At 65.0% G+C, this 14,842-nt stretch carries 14 protein-coding genes; 8 read left to right on the top strand and 6 right to left on the bottom strand.

What is annotated here, in order from left to right:
• The first annotated feature begins 262 nt into the window (after window positions 1-262).
• The 3 genes from AC1D0Z_RS10090 to AC1D0Z_RS10080 all read left to right on the top strand — a co-directional run bounded on the left by AC1D0Z_RS10090 (window position 263) and on the right by AC1D0Z_RS10080 (window position 3,814).
• On the top strand, window positions 263-1,279 hold the full coding sequence (locus AC1D0Z_RS10090) for a 1-aminocyclopropane-1-carboxylate deaminase (RefSeq protein WP_477658111.1): 1,017 nt from the start codon (window positions 263-265) through the stop codon (window positions 1,277-1,279).
• A 94-nt stretch (window positions 1,280-1,373) separates the two neighbouring features.
• The gene (locus tag AC1D0Z_RS10085; protein WP_477658110.1) at window positions 1,374-2,354 is read left to right on the top strand and encodes a Bug family tripartite tricarboxylate transporter substrate binding protein; all 981 of its coding nucleotides are present in this window, start codon (window positions 1,374-1,376) and stop codon (window positions 2,352-2,354) included.
• A gap of 50 nt (window positions 2,355-2,404) precedes the next feature.
• Window positions 2,405-3,814: a M20 family metallopeptidase gene (locus tag AC1D0Z_RS10080; protein ID WP_477658109.1), complete on the top strand. Its 1,410-nt coding sequence runs from the start codon at window positions 2,405-2,407 to the stop codon at window positions 3,812-3,814.
• A 29-nt stretch (window positions 3,815-3,843) separates the two neighbouring features.
• Here AC1D0Z_RS10080 and AC1D0Z_RS10075 read toward each other — a convergent pair whose 3' ends face one another.
• Window positions 3,844-4,455 carry a helix-turn-helix domain-containing protein gene (locus AC1D0Z_RS10075; RefSeq protein ID WP_477658108.1) on the bottom strand — a complete coding sequence of 204 codons (612 nt, stop codon included), beginning with the start codon at window positions 4,453-4,455 and terminating at the stop codon, window positions 3,844-3,846.
• Window positions 4,456-4,555: 100 nt separating this feature from the next.
• Between AC1D0Z_RS10075 and AC1D0Z_RS10070 the strand changes: the two genes are divergently transcribed.
• The 3 genes from AC1D0Z_RS10070 to AC1D0Z_RS10060 all read left to right on the top strand — a co-directional run bounded on the left by AC1D0Z_RS10070 (window position 4,556) and on the right by AC1D0Z_RS10060 (window position 8,303).
• Window positions 4,556-5,689 (top strand): NAD(P)/FAD-dependent oxidoreductase, encoded by a 1,134-nt coding sequence (locus AC1D0Z_RS10070; RefSeq protein ID WP_477658107.1) that lies wholly within the window; start codon window positions 4,556-4,558, stop codon window positions 5,687-5,689.
• An 84-nt stretch (window positions 5,690-5,773) separates the two neighbouring features.
• Window positions 5,774-6,772 (top strand): Bug family tripartite tricarboxylate transporter substrate binding protein, encoded by a 999-nt coding sequence (locus AC1D0Z_RS10065; RefSeq protein ID WP_477658106.1) that lies wholly within the window; start codon window positions 5,774-5,776, stop codon window positions 6,770-6,772.
• A 13-nt stretch (window positions 6,773-6,785) separates the two neighbouring features.
• On the top strand, window positions 6,786-8,303 hold the full coding sequence (locus tag AC1D0Z_RS10060; RefSeq protein WP_477658105.1) for an amidase: 1,518 nt from the start codon (window positions 6,786-6,788) through the stop codon (window positions 8,301-8,303).
• Window positions 8,304-8,359: 56 nt separating this feature from the next.
• Here AC1D0Z_RS10060 and AC1D0Z_RS10055 read toward each other — a convergent pair whose 3' ends face one another.
• Window positions 8,360-9,718 (bottom strand): glycerate kinase type-2 family protein, encoded by a 1,359-nt coding sequence (locus AC1D0Z_RS10055; protein ID WP_477658104.1) that lies wholly within the window; start codon window positions 9,716-9,718, stop codon window positions 8,360-8,362.
• A gap of 134 nt (window positions 9,719-9,852) precedes the next feature.
• On the opposite strand from AC1D0Z_RS10055, the gene AC1D0Z_RS10050 reads away from it, so the two are divergent.
• Entirely contained in the window at window positions 9,853-10,185 is a 333-nt protein-coding gene (locus tag AC1D0Z_RS10050) for a DMT family transporter (protein WP_477658103.1), read from the top strand.
• A gap of 18 nt (window positions 10,186-10,203) precedes the next feature.
• Here AC1D0Z_RS10050 and AC1D0Z_RS10045 read toward each other — a convergent pair whose 3' ends face one another.
• Window positions 10,204-11,433: a urate hydroxylase PuuD gene (locus AC1D0Z_RS10045; RefSeq protein ID WP_477658102.1), complete on the bottom strand. Its 1,230-nt coding sequence runs from the start codon at window positions 11,431-11,433 to the stop codon at window positions 10,204-10,206.
• A 144-nt stretch (window positions 11,434-11,577) separates the two neighbouring features.
• Window positions 11,578-12,462, bottom strand: coding sequence for a xanthine dehydrogenase accessory protein XdhC (xdhC, locus tag AC1D0Z_RS10040; RefSeq protein ID WP_477658101.1), 885 nt, complete (start codon window positions 12,460-12,462; stop codon window positions 11,578-11,580).
• Between the two features lie 171 nt (window positions 12,463-12,633).
• On the opposite strand from xdhC, the gene AC1D0Z_RS10035 reads away from it, so the two are divergent.
• Window positions 12,634-13,146 carry a hypothetical protein gene (locus AC1D0Z_RS10035; RefSeq protein WP_477658100.1) on the top strand — a complete coding sequence of 171 codons (513 nt, stop codon included), beginning with the start codon at window positions 12,634-12,636 and terminating at the stop codon, window positions 13,144-13,146.
• Window positions 13,147-13,297: 151 nt separating this feature from the next.
• Here the strand turns inward: AC1D0Z_RS10035 and AC1D0Z_RS10030 are convergent, their stop codons facing one another.
• Both AC1D0Z_RS10030 and uraH read right to left on the bottom strand, forming a co-directional pair.
• The gene (locus tag AC1D0Z_RS10030) at window positions 13,298-14,332 is read right to left on the bottom strand and encodes a tripartite tricarboxylate transporter substrate binding protein (protein ID WP_477658099.1); all 1,035 of its coding nucleotides are present in this window, start codon (window positions 14,330-14,332) and stop codon (window positions 13,298-13,300) included.
• A gap of 113 nt (window positions 14,333-14,445) precedes the next feature.
• Window positions 14,446-14,799, bottom strand: a complete 354-nt coding sequence (gene uraH, locus AC1D0Z_RS10025) for a hydroxyisourate hydrolase (RefSeq protein ID WP_477658112.1) — start codon at window positions 14,797-14,799, stop codon at window positions 14,446-14,448.
• Window positions 14,800-14,842 lie beyond the last annotated feature (43 nt).

The raw sequence follows: 14,842 nt of genomic DNA, 5'->3' as shown, positions 1-14,842 counted from the left end.
GAGGGGAGCCGTTTCGGTACTTTTTGGAAGAAATTTTGTTGTGCTCATTCTGTTTTTTTCAAAATAAAATTCATAAATATCAACTTTCAAAACACGTTTGTTTTGAATTTTATGGGAATTTTGCAACCACCATTTTGTCATTTGTTTTTAGTATTGGCTTCATCGGAGCATCAATGCAGCAATTGAAGAAAGGGTGGGCATGCCGTCTTTATTCGCAAGTCTTGATGCCTGGAGACCCGTCTTAAACCCAGGAGCCATTGACATGAACCTCAAGAAATTTCCCCGCCACTCATTGACCTTCGGCCCGACGCCGATCCAGCCGCTCAAGCGGCTCAGCGCCCACCTGGGCGGCAAGGTCGAGCTTTTCGCAAAACGTGAGGACTGCAACAGCGGGCTGGCTTTTGGCGGCAACAAGACGCGCAAGCTTGAGTACCTCATTCCAGAAGCCATCGAAGGCGGTTACGACACGCTGGTGTCTATTGGCGGCATCCAGTCCAACCAGACGCGCCAGGTGGCCGCCGTTGCCGCGCACCTGGGCATGAAGTGCGTGCTGGTCCAGGAGAACTGGGTGAACTATTCCGACGCGGTGTATGACCGCGTGGGCAATATCGAGATGTCGCGCATCATGGGCGCTGACGTGCGCCTGGACGCGGCCGGTTTTGACATTGGCATACGCCCCAGCTGGGAACAGGCCATGGACGACGTTCGCAAGGCCGGCGGCAAGCCGTTCCCGATCCCGGCCGGCTGTTCGGAACATCCGCGCGGTGGACTGGGCTTCGTCAGCTTCGCCGAAGAGGTGCGCCAGCAGGAGGCCGAGCTGGGTTTCAAGTTCGATTACATCGTGACCTGCTCGGTCACCGGCAGCACGCAGGCCGGCATGGTGGTGGGTTTTGCGGCGGATGGACGCGCCGACAAGGTCATCGGCATCGACGCCTCGGCCAAGCCCAAGCAGACCTTTGAGCAGATCCTGCGCATCGCCAGGGGCACGGCCGAACTGGTCGAACTGGGCCGCGACATCACAGCCAAGGACGTCGTGCTGGACGACCGCTTCGGCGGCCCGGAATACGGCCTGCCGAACGAAGGGACGCTGGAAGCCATCCGCCTGTGCGCCCGCATGGAGGGCATGCTGACCGACCCGGTCTACGAAGGCAAGTCCATGCACGGAATGATCGAGAAGACGCGGCTGGGCGAATTCCCTGCGGGCTCCAAAGTCCTGTATGCCCACCTCGGCGGCGTCCCGGCGCTCAACGCCTACAGCTTCCTCTTTCGCAACGGCTGAACCTGCTGCGACACGCCCGCCCGCAGCGGTGATCGATTCCACCGACATTGACACCGATCCAGCGCCTTTGATTTTTTCCTGATGAAAGCAAGCCATGAAGCCAGCCCCCAAGTTCGTTCGTATCCTTTCCGTGCTACTGCTGGCCATGCTGGCGGCAACGGGAGCCAGGGCGCAAGCCTACCCGGTCAAACCCATCCAGCTGGTCGTGCCTTTCCCCGCAGGCGGTGCGACTGACATCGTGGGCCGGCTGGTGGGGCAGAAGCTCGGCGAACGGCTGGGCCAGCCCGTCGTCATTGAAAACCGCGCGGGCGGCGGCACCATCGTGGGCGCCGGCTACGTGGCCAAGGCTCCCGCGGACGGCTACACCCTGCTGATCAGTTCGGGGTCGACGTTCACGGTCAACCCGGCCATCAACAACAGGCTTCCCTACGACCCCGTCAAGAGCTTTGAGCCCATCGCGCTGACGGCGCGTGTGCCGCTGATCCTCGTGGCCAATCCGTTGGTGCCAGTCGCCAACATCAAGCAGCTCATCACGGCCGTGCRGGCGTCACCGGGAAAGTACATGTACGGCTCGTTCGGCACCGGCACAACCGGCCACTTCGCGGGTGAACTCATCCTGAACGCCACGGGATTGAAGATGGAACACATACCGTACAAGGGCAGCGCACCCGCCATCACCGACCTGGTCGGCGGCCAGATCCCGTTTTCCGTTGACACAGTCGCGGCCACACTGCCGCAGATCAGGGCCGGCAAGATCAAGCCGATTGCCGTGACCGCCGCCCGGCGCTCCACCTTGCTGCCGAATGTGCCGACGGTCGCGGAGTCCGGCTACCCTGGCTTCGACGCGGACTCCTGGCTTGCCATCGTGGCGCCGCGGGGCATTCCGCGCGAAGTGAGGGTGCGCCTGGAGATAGCGCTCGCCAACACCATGGCCGACCCGGAGGTCAGGGACAAGCTGCTGGCCAACGGCCTGGAGCCCGCTTACGCCCCAGCCGCCGCCGTCGCTGCCTTGATAGACCACGACCTGCCCATCATGCGCGCCACCGCGCAACGTGCCAACATACGTTCGGAATAAACCATCCCAACCCACACACCGCCGCACACCGCTTTCACCTCCTTCCCATCATGAGCAGAGACGACGCACTGGCCAAGGCAGCCGCCTATTTCGATGACGGCCGTTTCCTCGAAACGCTTTCGCGCCGCGTCGCCGTGCGAAGCGAAAGCCAGAACCCGGCCGGCGCACCCGTGCTTCGCGCCTACCTGGCCGAGCACATCGCGCCACAGCTCACGCAGCTCGGGTTCACGCACCAAATCCTTGACAACCCGCATGCCGCAGGCGGGCCTTTCCTTCTGGCCACGCGCAGTGAACCCGACGCGGCGTTCAGCGTGCTGACTTACGGGCACGGCGACGTGGTGCGCGGCCAGGAGGGGCAATGGCGCCAGGGCCTGGACCCCTGGCGCGTGTCGGTGGAAGGAGACCGCTGGTATGGCCGCGGCACTGCTGACAACAAGGGCCAGCACACCATCAATCTTGCGGCCCTCGCCCAGGTGCTGGCCGTGCGCCAGGGAAAGCTCGGCTACAACGTCAAAATCGTCATGGAGACCGGTGAAGAAACCGGTTCGCCGGGCCTGCGCGAGTTCTGCGCCCTGCACCAGGAGGCGCTGGCCGCCGACGTGTTCATCGCGTCCGATGGCCCGCGCGTGGCGGCATCCAGCCCTACCCTGTTCCTGGGTTCGCGCGGCTTTTTCAACTTCAGCCTCAAGGCCCACCTGCGGGACGGCGGCCATCATTCCGGAAACTGGGGCGGCCTGCTGCGCAACGCCGGCATACGGCTGGCTCACGCCATCGCCAGCCTGGTGGACGCCAAAGGACGCGTGCTGGTCAAGGGGCTGCTGCCCGGCTCGCTGCCGTCCAACGTCAGGGATGCCCTTCAGACGATCACCGTCGGGGGCGACCCGGGCGACCCCGCCATCGATACTGATTGGGGCGAACCCGGCCTCACGCCCACCGAGCGGGTTTACGGCTGGAACACCGTGGAAGTCCTGGCCTACAAGACCGGCAACCCCGACGCGCCTGTCGGCGCCATTCCCGGCCACGCGTTTGCGCTGTGCCAGATACGCTTCGTCGTGGGCAGCGACAGCGGCAATTTTGTGGCGCATATCCGCGAACACCTTCACGCCCATGGCTTCGACGACATCGAGGTGCAGCCCGAAGGCGAACCCATGGCGGCCACCCGGCTCGATCCCGATGACGCGTGGGTGCGGTGGGGCCTGGATTCCATCCAGCGCAGTACCGGAAAAATTCCTTCGCTGTTGCCCAACTTTGGCGGCTCGCTGCCCAACGATGTCTTTGCCGAGCTGCTCGGCCTGCCCACCTTGTGGTTCCCGCACTCTTACCCGGCCTGTAGCCAGCACGCCCCCAATGAACACCTGCTGGGCAGTGTGGCGCGCGAAGGCCTGCAGATCATGACGGGCATTTTCTGGGACCTGGCCGAGAGCGGCCATGACGTCGTCCGGGACCGCGCCCGCCTTTAGCCAATGCACGGATTGCGCGGATCCCGCGGCTATTCGGTCATCACCACCAGCACCTGGGCATCGCTGCGGCTCAGGGAAAGATAGATATGGCCGACGCCGCTGTCGAAGTAAGCCGACTCGTGGCGCCCCACCTCGATGATTTCACCGGTCTCGAATTCGATCCGCACCCGGCCCGACAGCACCGTCAGGAACTCCTGCCCCGGGTGCCGGACGTAATCGGAGAACTGGTCGCGCGCCCGGGCCAGGATGCGGCCATGCATCGGCGTCATGCGCTTGCCGGGGAAACCGGCGGCCAGCGCGCGGTAGTCGTAGTTGCCCGACCTGTAGGCCGGTGCATCGCCGGCACCAGACCAGACCACCACGGGCCTGGCCACACCAGGCTGCGGTGCCGCGGCCCGCGCGTCCAGCAACTGCCCCACGTCCAGCGAGAGCGCCCGGGCCACGGCGGCCAGCTTTTCATAGCTGACCGAGATCTGGCCCAGCTCCATCTTGGACAGGGTGGACAGCGCCACGCCGGAACGCCCGGACAGGTCCTTGAGCGTCAGCCGCCGCGCCTTGCGGTGCGCGCGCAGGCTCAGGCCCAGTTGCACCCTGTCCGCTTCTGGGGCGGCGGCGGGCGGGCGGGCGGGGCGTGGGGGCATGGTGTTTTCCCTTGTTTGGCGGAAATCAGGCGTCCAGCCGGCAAATCGGCTGGACAGGCATGATTCTCGCATGTGAGAATTCTCAAATGAGAGAATTTGAATGAAAGAATATGACATCCTGATCGTCGGCGCCGGCATCGCGGGCGCCTCCCTGGCCTGGCGCCTGGCCGGGCAGCGCAGCGTCGCGCTGCTTGAGCGCGAGTCCCAGCCGGGTTACCACTCCACGGGCCGCTCCGCCGCCATGTTCATGGAAAGCTACGGCCCGCCCATGGTGCGGGCGCTGACGCGCGCCAGCCGCGCCTTCTACGAGCAGCCGCCCGAAGGCTTCGCACCCGACCTGATGCAGCCGCGCGGCGTGATTTACCTCGCCACGCACGGCCAGGAGCAGGAACTGACCCACACCCGCACGGAACTCTCGCCAAGCTGTCCCGGCCTGGCGACCCTGGACGCCGGCACCACGCTGGCCCACGTGCCCTGCCTGCGTCCCGACCTGGTGCACGGCGCGCTGTACGACGCCGGCGCGCAGGACCTGGACGTGCATGCCCTGCACCAGGGTTTCCTGCGCGGCTTTCGCCGCAAGGCGGGGGCCGACGGCGAACTGCGCACCAGCGCGGGCGTAACCCGGGCCACGCACGATGGCCGCTGCTGGACCGTAGAACTCGCTGACGGCCAGACGCTGCGCGCGCACACCGTGGTGAATGCGGCGGGGGCCTGGGCCGACGAGCTGGGCGCGGTGTTCGGCGCGCGGCCCATAGGCTTGGTGCCGCACAGGCGCAGCGCCTTCACCTTCAAGGGGCCCGAGGGGGTAGACGCCTCGCACTGGCCTGCCGTAGTGGGTGTGGACGAAAGCTATTACTTCAAGCCCGACGCGGGCCAGATGCTGGGCTCGCCCGCCAACGCCGACGCTACGGTGCCGCACGACGTGGTACCCGAGGAACTCGACATCGCCATGGGCATACACCAGATTGAAAGCGTATCGACCCTCACCATACGCCGGCCAGCGAGCACCTGGGCCGGCCTGCGTTCCTTCGTGCCCGACGGCGAAATGGTGATTGGCCAGGACGACGCTTGTCCCGGCTTCTTCTGGCTCGCGGCGCAAGGCGGCTACGGCATCCAGAGTGCGGCAGGCGCCAGCGCGCTGGCCGATGCGCTGATCCGCCAGGCGGCGCTGCCCGAAGAACTGGCCCGGCAAGGCGTTGACGCGTGCAGGCTGTCACCTGCCCGGTTGCGTTAATTCTGAAGCCGCTTTTCAGAATCGCTCCTCCCCAACATCCCACATCTGCACTTCCGATTGATCCCACCTTCAACGAGGCCTACCATGCAACACATGTCCTTTAAAGCAATGCGCCGCACGCTGATCGCCAGCGCCTTCCTTTCCTGCGGGCTTGCCGCCATGGTTGGGTCCACCCAGGCCGCCGTTTTTCCTGATCGCCCCGTAACACTGGTAGCGCCCTTCCCGGCCGGCGGCGCGGCCGATGTGCTGACGCGCATCCTGGGCAAGGCATTGAGTGACCAGTTGGGCCAGCCCGTGGTGGTCGAGAACAAGCCGGGCGCCGGCACCGCCATAGGCGCGGCCGCAGTGGCCAACGCCAAACCCGACGGCTACACCCTGCTCGTGAGCTCAAACTCCACTTTCACACTGAACCCGGCGCTGCAGCCCAAGCTGAGCTACGACCCGGTCAAGGGGTTTGAGCCGATCGGCATGGTCGGTTCGGTGGCGCTGGCCATGCTGGTGAATCCGTCGGTCACGGCCGCCGACGTGCACCAGTTCGTCGCGGCGGCCAAAGCCAACCCGGACAAATACCTGTACGGCAGCTTCGGCAACGGCACCAGTTCCAACTTTGCCGGTGCGATGTTCAATACGGCCACGGGCCTGAAGATGACGCATGTGCCGTACAAGGGCTCCGGCCCGCTGATGACCGACCTGATGGGCGGCCAGATCCCGGTGTCTTTCGACACCGTGGTCGCCGCATCGCAGCAACTCAAGTCCGGCAAGATCCGCGTGCTGGCCGTGGCGATGAACAAGCGCTCGGCCCTGCTGCCGAATGTGCCGACGATGGCCGAGGCCGGCTACCCGGCCGTCGACATGAACGCCTGGCTGGCCATGGTGGCGCCCAAGGGCCTGCCGGCGCCCGTCAAGGCCCGGCTTGAGAAAGCGCTGGCCACGGTGATGACCAGCACCGAAACACTGGACAAACTCAAGGCAGCGGGGTTCGAGCCCGGCTACGCCACCGTCCCCGACTGGTCCGGCATGGTGACGGCGGAAATTGCGCGCATGAAAGCGCTGGCCGAACGCTCTCAGATAAAGACCGACTGAACAAGGCATTGATATGCACTCCACCCTGCCAGACATCTCCGCCGTCGAACTCCGCAACCTGATCGCGAGCCGCGAGGTCTCGCCGGTGGAGTTGATGGACGCCTGCATAGACCGCATTGAACGCCTGAACCCCGCCATCAATGCGATCTGCGCGACGGACTACGAACGTGCCCGCGAGGGTGCGCGCGAAGCCGAGACGCAAGTGATGCGTGGCGGGCCGCTGGGCCCTTTGCATGGACTGCCGCTGGGGGTCAAGGATCTGCAGGACACCGCTGGCCTGCTCACCACCTACGGCAACATAGGGCTTCGCGGCAACGTGCCGGCCAAAGACAACGCGCTTGTGGCAAAGCTGCGCGCGGCCGGCGCCATCGTCACGGCCAAGACCAACGTGCCCGACATGGGCGCCGGGGCCAATTCACGCAACCCGGTGTGGGGTGCAACGGGCAACCCGTTCAACCCTGCGCTCAATGCCGGCGGCTCTTCCGGCGGGTCGGCGGCCGCGCTGGCGGCCGGCCTGCTGCCGATCTGCACCGGCTCCGACACGGGCGGCTCGCTGCGCATTCCGGCGTCGCTGTGCGGCGTGGTCGGCCTGCGGCCTTCACCCGGGCTGGTGGCCAACGATGCACGGCCGCTGGGCTGGTCGGTGATCTCCGTGCTCGGGCCGATGGGCCGTAATGTGGCCGATACGGCCTTGCTGTTTGCCGCCAGCGTAGGCGCTGACGCGCGCGACCCGCTTTCCTACCCGGTGGACGCCTCCACCTTCTGGCCGCTGAAGCAGGTGGATCTTTCAAGCCTGCGTGTGGGCACCACGGAAGACTTTGGCGTTTGCATCGTGGATCCGGAAATCCGGCGTGTGTTCCGCCAGCGTGTGCAGGCCATCCGGCCGCTGGTGGCGAGTTGCGAACCTGTCGACCTGCAGCTGGACGATGCCGACCGCGCCTTCGACACGCTGCGCGCAGAAAGTTTTGTCGCGGCCTTTGCCGACACCTACCGCAAGGCGCCCGAAACGCTGGGCCCCAATGTGCGTGCCAACATGGAGATTGCCGCGGCTATCACGCTGGCGGACCGCGCCTGGGCACACCTGGAGCAGACACGCATTTCGCGCCGGTTTGCCAGGGCGTTCGAGCAGTACGACCTCATCCTGGCGCCCGTCACGCCGGTCACGCCCTTTCCCTGGACGGAGCTCTATGCCGGCAACATCGACGGCCAGGCCATGCGCAACTACTACCACTGGCTGGGCCTGACCTACGCGGTGACGCTGGCTACCAACCCGGCGCTGGCTTTGCCTTGCGGCAAGGATGAACACGGCATGCCCTTTGGGTTGCAGGTGATCGGGCGCCTGCATGCCGATGCGCAGCTGCTGGCCGCGTGCCAGGCGCTGGAACAAGCCTTTGAAGCGAGCGACACCCTCCGCAGGCCGCTACCCGATTTGCAGGCCCTGGAGGCCGCGCGGCCGGAACTCAAGTCCATCGTCACGCACCCGCCGCAGTGGGCCGCGGGCGAAAGCACCGGCGGCATCACGGCCGTGTGACGCCCCTGTTTTCCAGAAAAATATGCCTGCAGCCCTTACTGGACGTGCGCAAGCAGCTATAAAATCAATAGCGCACGGAAATCATTGACGTTCGTGTGGGTGGGCCCGGGAATGACCAGCCCGCCCAGGGGCTCAAAGAAGCCGTAGGCGTCGTTGCGGTCCAGGTACTGGTCCAGCTTCATGCCCTTGGCCAGCGCGCGCTGCAGCGTGTCGGGCGCCACATAAGCACCGGCGTTGTCTTCCACGCCGTCGATGCCGTCGRTGTCGGCTGCCAGCGCATACACACCGCCCTGGCCTTGCAGGGCCAAGGCCAGGCCCATGCAGAATTCGCCGGCACGGCCTCCCCGGCCACGCGGTGTGCCTTCGGGTTGCTTGCGGACGGTCACTGTGGTCTCGCCGCCGCTCAGGATCACGCAGGGCCTGCTGAAGGGCTGGCCCTTCAATGCAACGGCGCGGGCCAGCGCCGCGTGCACCTTGCCGACCTCGCGGGATTCGCCTTCCATCTCGTCGCTCAGGATGTGCGCCTGCAAGCCGGCGGCACGCACCACCGCGGCGGCGGCCTCCAGGCTTTGCTGCGGCGTGGCAATCATGTGCACCTCATGGCCTTTGAAGACCGCATCGCCCGGCTTGGGAGTTTCGAGCGCGCCCTGTTCCAGCAGGCTCATGATGGCGCCCGGCACTTCAATGCCGTAGCGCTGCAGGATGGCCACCGCTTCTGCGCAGCTGGTGGCATCAGGCACCGTGGGGCCGCTGGCGATGATGGACGGGTCGTCGCCCGGCACGTCGCTGATGGTGAGCGTCACCACGCGCGCCGGCGCGCAGGCCGCAGCCAGCCGGCCGCCCTTGATGCGCGAGAGGTGTTTGCGCACGCAGTTCATCTCGGAAATATTGGCGCCGCTGTTGAGCAGCGCCTTGTTGATGCGCTGCTTGTCTTCCAGCGTCAGGCCTTCAGCGGGCAGGGTCAGCAGCGCGGAGCCGCCGCCAGAGATCAGGCACAGCACCAGGTCGTTTTTGCCCAGCCCCTGCACCATGGCCAGGATGCGCTGTGCAGCTTCCAGCCCGGCAGCGTCCGGCACCGGGTGCGCGGCTTCGACAATCTCGATGCGCTGTTTCAGCCCCTCGGGACGGGGCGGGATGTGGTGGTAGCGGGTGACGACCAGGCCTTCAAGCGGTGCGTCGGCGGGCCACAGCGCCTCTACCGCCTGCGCCATGGAACCGCCGGCCTTGCCCGCGCCAATCACGATGGTGCGCCCGCCGCTTTCGGGGGTGGGCGGTTTGGGCAGGTAGCGTGCGGTGTTTTCAAGCGGCAGCGCGCGCGCAACGGCGGCGGCGTACAGGTGCTCAAGGAACTGGCGCGGCTGGGTGGCGGCGTCCGGAACGGGCGTAGGGGTGCTGGGGGTCTTGACTGCGGTCATTAAAATATCTCCACCCCGGATTGTGCCGTGGTAACCGGGCAGTAACCCGGCAGGCCGGAAGGGTTTGGGATCTCGCCGGAAAGACCCGCTTCCTAGAATGGGCCATCATCCACCGAAGCAGAAAGAAGAGCCCCATGAACGCTTACCTGGCCCTGGGCATCGCGATCGTTGCCGAAGTCGTTGCCACTACCGCACTCAAGTCCAGCGACAGTTTCACGCGCCTGGTGCCTTCTCTGGTCAGCATTGCGGGCTACGGCACCGCGCTGTACCTGCTCACGGTGACGATGAAATCGATTCCTACCGGCGTAACTTACGCCATATGGTCCGGCCTGGGCATTGTGCTGATCAGCATCACGAGCTTCTTCGTTCACCAGCAGAAGATTGACCTTTGGGGCATGGTCGGGATGGCGCTCATCATCGCGGGCGTGGTGGTGCTGAACCTGTTCTCCAAGTCGACCATGGCGTGACGCCGGACGGACGCCAGCTCAGTCAGTTTTGGCGCCGGCCTCAAACCAGCGCTTGACGGCCAGCCGCTCGGCATCAGTGATGCCGGTGGCGTTGTTCATGGGCATGAGTTTGCTGACGACGACCTGCTGATAGACCTGCTGCGCATGGCTCTTCAGCGCCGAGGGCGAATCAAGCCGCACATTCTTCATCTGCACCTGCTCACCATGGCACAGGTAGCAGCGCTGGGCCAGGATTGCCTGCACCCGCTGGAAGTCATTTGCGGCTGCAGCGCCCGCTGGTTGTACGCCACCAGCTCCTGAATTGATAGCATCAACAGCAGGCGCCGGTTTCATCCAGACGATCACGGCGGCTATGACAGCCACACCCACCAGCGCATACGGCAAGGGATGCCGGTTGCGTCCCAGCTTGTAGCCGTGGCGCAGCACAAAAAACTGGCGTATGGCCGCGCCGGCCAGCATCATCAGAATCAGTACCAGCCAGTTCTGCGGATGGCTCCAGGTGAAGCTGTAGTGGTTGCTGAGCATGGCGAACAGCACCGGCAAGGTGAAGTAGGTGTTGTGCACGCTGCGCTGTTTGCCGCGCTGGCCATGCACCGGGTCCACCGGCTCGCCGGCCTTGATGGCGGCCACGACCTTGCGCTGGCCGGGGATGATCCAGAAGAACACATTGGCGCTCATGGCAGTGGCCATCATCGCGCCCACCAGCAAAAAGGCCGCGCGCCCGGCAAACCAGTGGCAGGCCAGCCAGGAGGCGACGCATACCAGCAACGCCACCAGCGCGCCGACGATGGCGTCTCCATTTTTCTTTTTCCCGTACAACTGGCAAATACCGTCGTACAGCATCCAGAACACGACAAAGAAAGACAGCGCCACCGCAGCGGCCGCGCCGGGCGACCAGTTCATCAGCGACTTGTCGACCAGGTAGGTGCCGGCATGCCACAGGTAAGACACCGTGAACAGTGCAAAGCCCGACAGCCAGGTGCTGTAGCTTTCCCAGTAAAACCAGTGCAGGTGGGCCGGCAGCTGCGGCGGCTTGAMGGCGAATTTGACGGGGTGGTAAAAACCCCCGCCGTGCACCGCCCAGAGCTCGCCGCTCACGCCCTGCTTCTTGAGGTCTTCATCCTCGGGCGGCGTCAGGCTGCTGTCGAGAAAAACAAAATAAAACGAGGAACCCACCCAGGCGATGGCGGTGATGACGTGGACCCAGCGCAGCAGCAGGTTGGCCCAGTCGAGAAGGTAGTTTTCCATAGCGCTCAACTTGTGCAAGGCTGCTCACCACTGCGGGCGCTGTAAGCAGAAAACGGGTCACGAACAAAAGAAAGCTTGTGGCTTGCCACCCTGCTTTCCCGGCTCCGCTGCGACCTGGTGATGCGAGTTTATCGGCTTTGGCGCCTAGCGCAAAGCCTGAGCGGCCTTCTCTTCAGGGGTGTTGACCGTTTGAAGCAACTGGGYGGCCACCGCCACGGCAATCACTTCAGGCTCCTTACCGGCGATGCCGGGCACGCCGATCGGGCTGGTGACACGCGCCAGCTCTGCGGGCGTAAAGCCCCTGGCCTCCAGCCGGTGGCGAAAGGCCGCCCATTTGGTTTTGCTGCCGATGAGGCCGATGTAGGGTAAATCGCCTTTTTCGCGCTGGCGCAGCAGGCAGGCGGCCACGATGTCGAGGTCTTCGGCATGGCTGAAGCTCATGATCAAGACACGGGATTGCGGCGCCAGGCCAGGCACGGCAGACTGCACCGGATCGGAATGTTCGGCCACCACGCGCGGCGGGACGCTGGCGGGAAACACCCCGTCGCGGCTGTCTATCCACGTGAGTGAAAACGGCAAGGGCGCGAGCACCCGCACCAGTGCGTGGCCGACGTGGCCGCCGCCGAACAGCGCCACCGGCGTCAGAGCCGGCTGGCCCAGGCGCAAGGCCAGCGCGGGTGCGTCGCCCGCGTTGACGCATTCAAAGACAAGTTCCACCACGCCGCCGCAGCATTGGCCCAACGACGGACCGAGCGCCACACGCAGCGTCGATTTTTCGCATTGTTCCTGGACCGCGCCTGCGCCATCACCCATCAGTGCACGCGCCCTGGCAATGGCATCGTATTCCAGGTGGCCGCCGCCTATGGTGCCCACCAGCGCATCCGCAAAGACGGCCATCCAGGTCCCTGCCTCGCGCGGCACCGAGCCCTGCGTCTGCACGACCTCCACCAGGACAGCCGGCGCCGGATCCGCGTGAGCCAGCCGGGCCAGGAAATCCTCAAGTTGCAGACTGGAGACACTGGAAACCATTGGTGACGAGTTGACGGCTAGGGGATTGAAATATTGGGCAAAATGCCTTGAATGCCACCTTAGCACCACGCTGGCGCCGGGCAGGCCTCTGGGTGTGATGGCAGGTATATCAGGAATCCAATGAGCCGGCCGCTCAAAAAGCCGGCAAAGGCAAGCACGATGAGACAAGACATGTCCGACTCCACACAGCGCCGCTTCTGGCTGGTTGCCCTGCTTTCGGCAGCTGCTGCCGCCGTGGTCAGTGCCTGCAAAACCACGCCGGAGCCCGCGCCCGCAGCGCCCAAAGCCCCGGATCCCTCGCCGGTGATCGGCCCCATCGCCGGCCCGCAGGGTTCAGCCAGGAGCTCGGGGGCAACCACACCCCGCGCCTACCGCGAAGACGGCGCCACRCACATCTACGGCCTCAACTCCGACCGCATCTACAAAGGCCGCATGCCGCCGCTGCTGTATGCCGTAGGGGTGCTGAATGTGGAGATCGACAGGGTTGGCCGCGTCACGCGCCTTGACTGGATGCGTGCGCCGCGCCATGCGCCCGAGGTAATGGCCGAGATCGAACGCACCATCCAGCAGGCCTCTCCTTTCCCGGCGCCCACGCGCATGGGCAAGGTGGTCTACACCGATACCTGGCTTTGGCACAAGAGCGGGAAGTTCCAGCTCGACACGCTCACAGAAGGACAGGACTAGCCCCCACGGTCGCTCACTYCGTGTAGCTCCCTGCCCCCCGAGGGGGCCGCTGCGCCTGCGGTCTGGCAAAGCCAGTCCCGCGGCCCCTGTTGGCCTTGGACGGCTCGCTTCGCATCGCGCTTTGAGCGCTGCCGTCAAGAGCGGCTAGCGGTCACTCAATTTTCAAGTTCTGGGTTTTGACGACGTTGCGCCAAGCGCGGTAGTCGGCTTCGATGAAGTGGCCGAGCAGCGCGGGCGAGCCAGGTGCGGCTTCCACGGCATCGGCTTTGAAGCGCGCCACCACGTCGGGCTGCGCCACGACCTTGTTGATGGCGGCGTTGAGCGCATTGACGATGGCGGGCGGTGTGCCGGTGGGCGCCATCAACGCAAAGTAGTTGACCACATCAATGCCTGCCAGCCCGGCTTYCGTCATGCTGGGCACATCGGGCAAGGCACTTGAGCGTTTGGCGCTGGTCACGGCGAGCGGCTTGATACTGCCGTTTTTGATGAAAGGCAGCAGGGCCGGGATGGTGCCGGTGATCAGCTGGATCTGCCCACCGATCATGTCCATGGTGGCCGGCGCCACGCCGCGGTAGGGAATGTGTGTGATGAAGGTGCCGGTGCGCGACTTCAGCAGCTCCAGCACCAGGTGATTGACGCCACCCGCGCCGGCTGAGCCGTAGTTGAGCGCGCCGGGCTTCTGCCTGGCGAGCGTGACCAGCTCTTTCATGGTGTTGGCCGGCAGCTTGGTATTGGCAGCCCAGACCAGGGGGCCGCTGGCGATCATGCCGACCGGCGTGAACTGGCGCAGCGGGTCGTAGTTGGCGCTGGGCAAGGAGGCCGCCACCGTGGTGAAAGGCGAAGCCACCAACAGCAACGTGTAGCCGTCAGCCGGGGACTGGGCCACATACTGCGTACCGATCGCGCCGGAAGCGCCGGCGCGGTTGTCCACCACAAAGGTGGCGTTCAGGGTTTCGCCGAGTTTTTGTGCAATCAGCCGCGCCATCGCATCGGTGCCGGCGCCGGGCGCAAAGGGCACAACAATCCTGACAGCGCGTTCGGGATAAATGCCGCCAGGTGCGGAGGCTGCGCCCAGCGGGCTTTGCGCCCATGCGAAGGAAGCTGGAAGTGCCAGGCTGGCAGCAGTGCCCGCTGACAGCAGCAGGGCTTGGCGGCGGCTCAAGGCGCCCGTTGGCTTGACGATCATGGGAAGGAAGGAAAAGTTGTCAAAACAGCCGATTGTCGCCGCGCCGGATGACGCCGGGATGACACCGCGGCGACCTTCCCCTTTACCCCGTCGATCCAGGCCCCGCCCGGCCTTCAGCTGCCACGGTAAGTGGAATAGCTCCAGGGGCTCACCAGCAGGGGAACGTGGTAGTGCAGGCCGGGGTCGGCCACGCCGAAATCCAGCGTCACCTGGTCCAGGAAGGCCGGTTCGGGCAGTTTCACGCCACGTGCCCTGAAATAACCCGCCACGTCGAAAACCAGGCGGTAAGTGCCGGCCTTCAGGCTGACGCTGTCATACAGCGGCCCGTCCGGGTTGCGCCCATCTTCATTGAGGATGAAGTGCTTTACCAGCGTGGCCTGACCGGCATGCGTGGTGTAGAGCGACGCCTTCATGCCGCCTGCTGGCGTGCCGTGCATGGTGTCCAGTACATGTGTGCTCAAGCCCATGGTATTCCTTGGTAATAGTTGAGGGAGCTGCTCAAAAAACCCT

The organism is Polaromonas sp. P1_E3 (assembly GCF_056405935.1).
The sequence above is the reverse complement of the archived record's forward strand: the minus strand, read 5'-3'. Positions and strand labels throughout refer to the sequence as shown.

What these genes read in the sequence shown, in the direction of transcription:
- AC1D0Z_RS10090 (WP_477658111.1), top strand. Translation starts at nt 263, where the DNA reads ATGAACCTCAAGAAATTTCCCCGCCACTCATTGACCTTCGGCCCGACG.
- AC1D0Z_RS10080 (WP_477658109.1), top strand. Translation starts at nt 2,405, where the DNA reads ATGAGCAGAGACGACGCACTGGCCAAGGCAGCCGCCTATTTCGATGAC.
- AC1D0Z_RS10075 (WP_477658108.1), bottom strand. Translation starts at nt 4,455, where the DNA reads ATGCCCCCACGCCCCGCCCGCCCGCCCGCCGCCGCCCCAGAAGCGGAC.
- AC1D0Z_RS10070 (WP_477658107.1), top strand. Translation starts at nt 4,556, where the DNA reads ATGAAAGAATATGACATCCTGATCGTCGGCGCCGGCATCGCGGGCGCC.
- AC1D0Z_RS10065 (WP_477658106.1), top strand. Translation starts at nt 5,774, where the DNA reads ATGCAACACATGTCCTTTAAAGCAATGCGCCGCACGCTGATCGCCAGC.
- AC1D0Z_RS10060 (WP_477658105.1), top strand. Translation starts at nt 6,786, where the DNA reads ATGCACTCCACCCTGCCAGACATCTCCGCCGTCGAACTCCGCAACCTG.
- AC1D0Z_RS10050 (WP_477658103.1), top strand. Translation starts at nt 9,853, where the DNA reads ATGAACGCTTACCTGGCCCTGGGCATCGCGATCGTTGCCGAAGTCGTT.
- uraH (WP_477658112.1), bottom strand. Translation starts at nt 14,799, where the DNA reads ATGGGCTTGAGCACACATGTACTGGACACCATGCACGGCACGCCAGCA.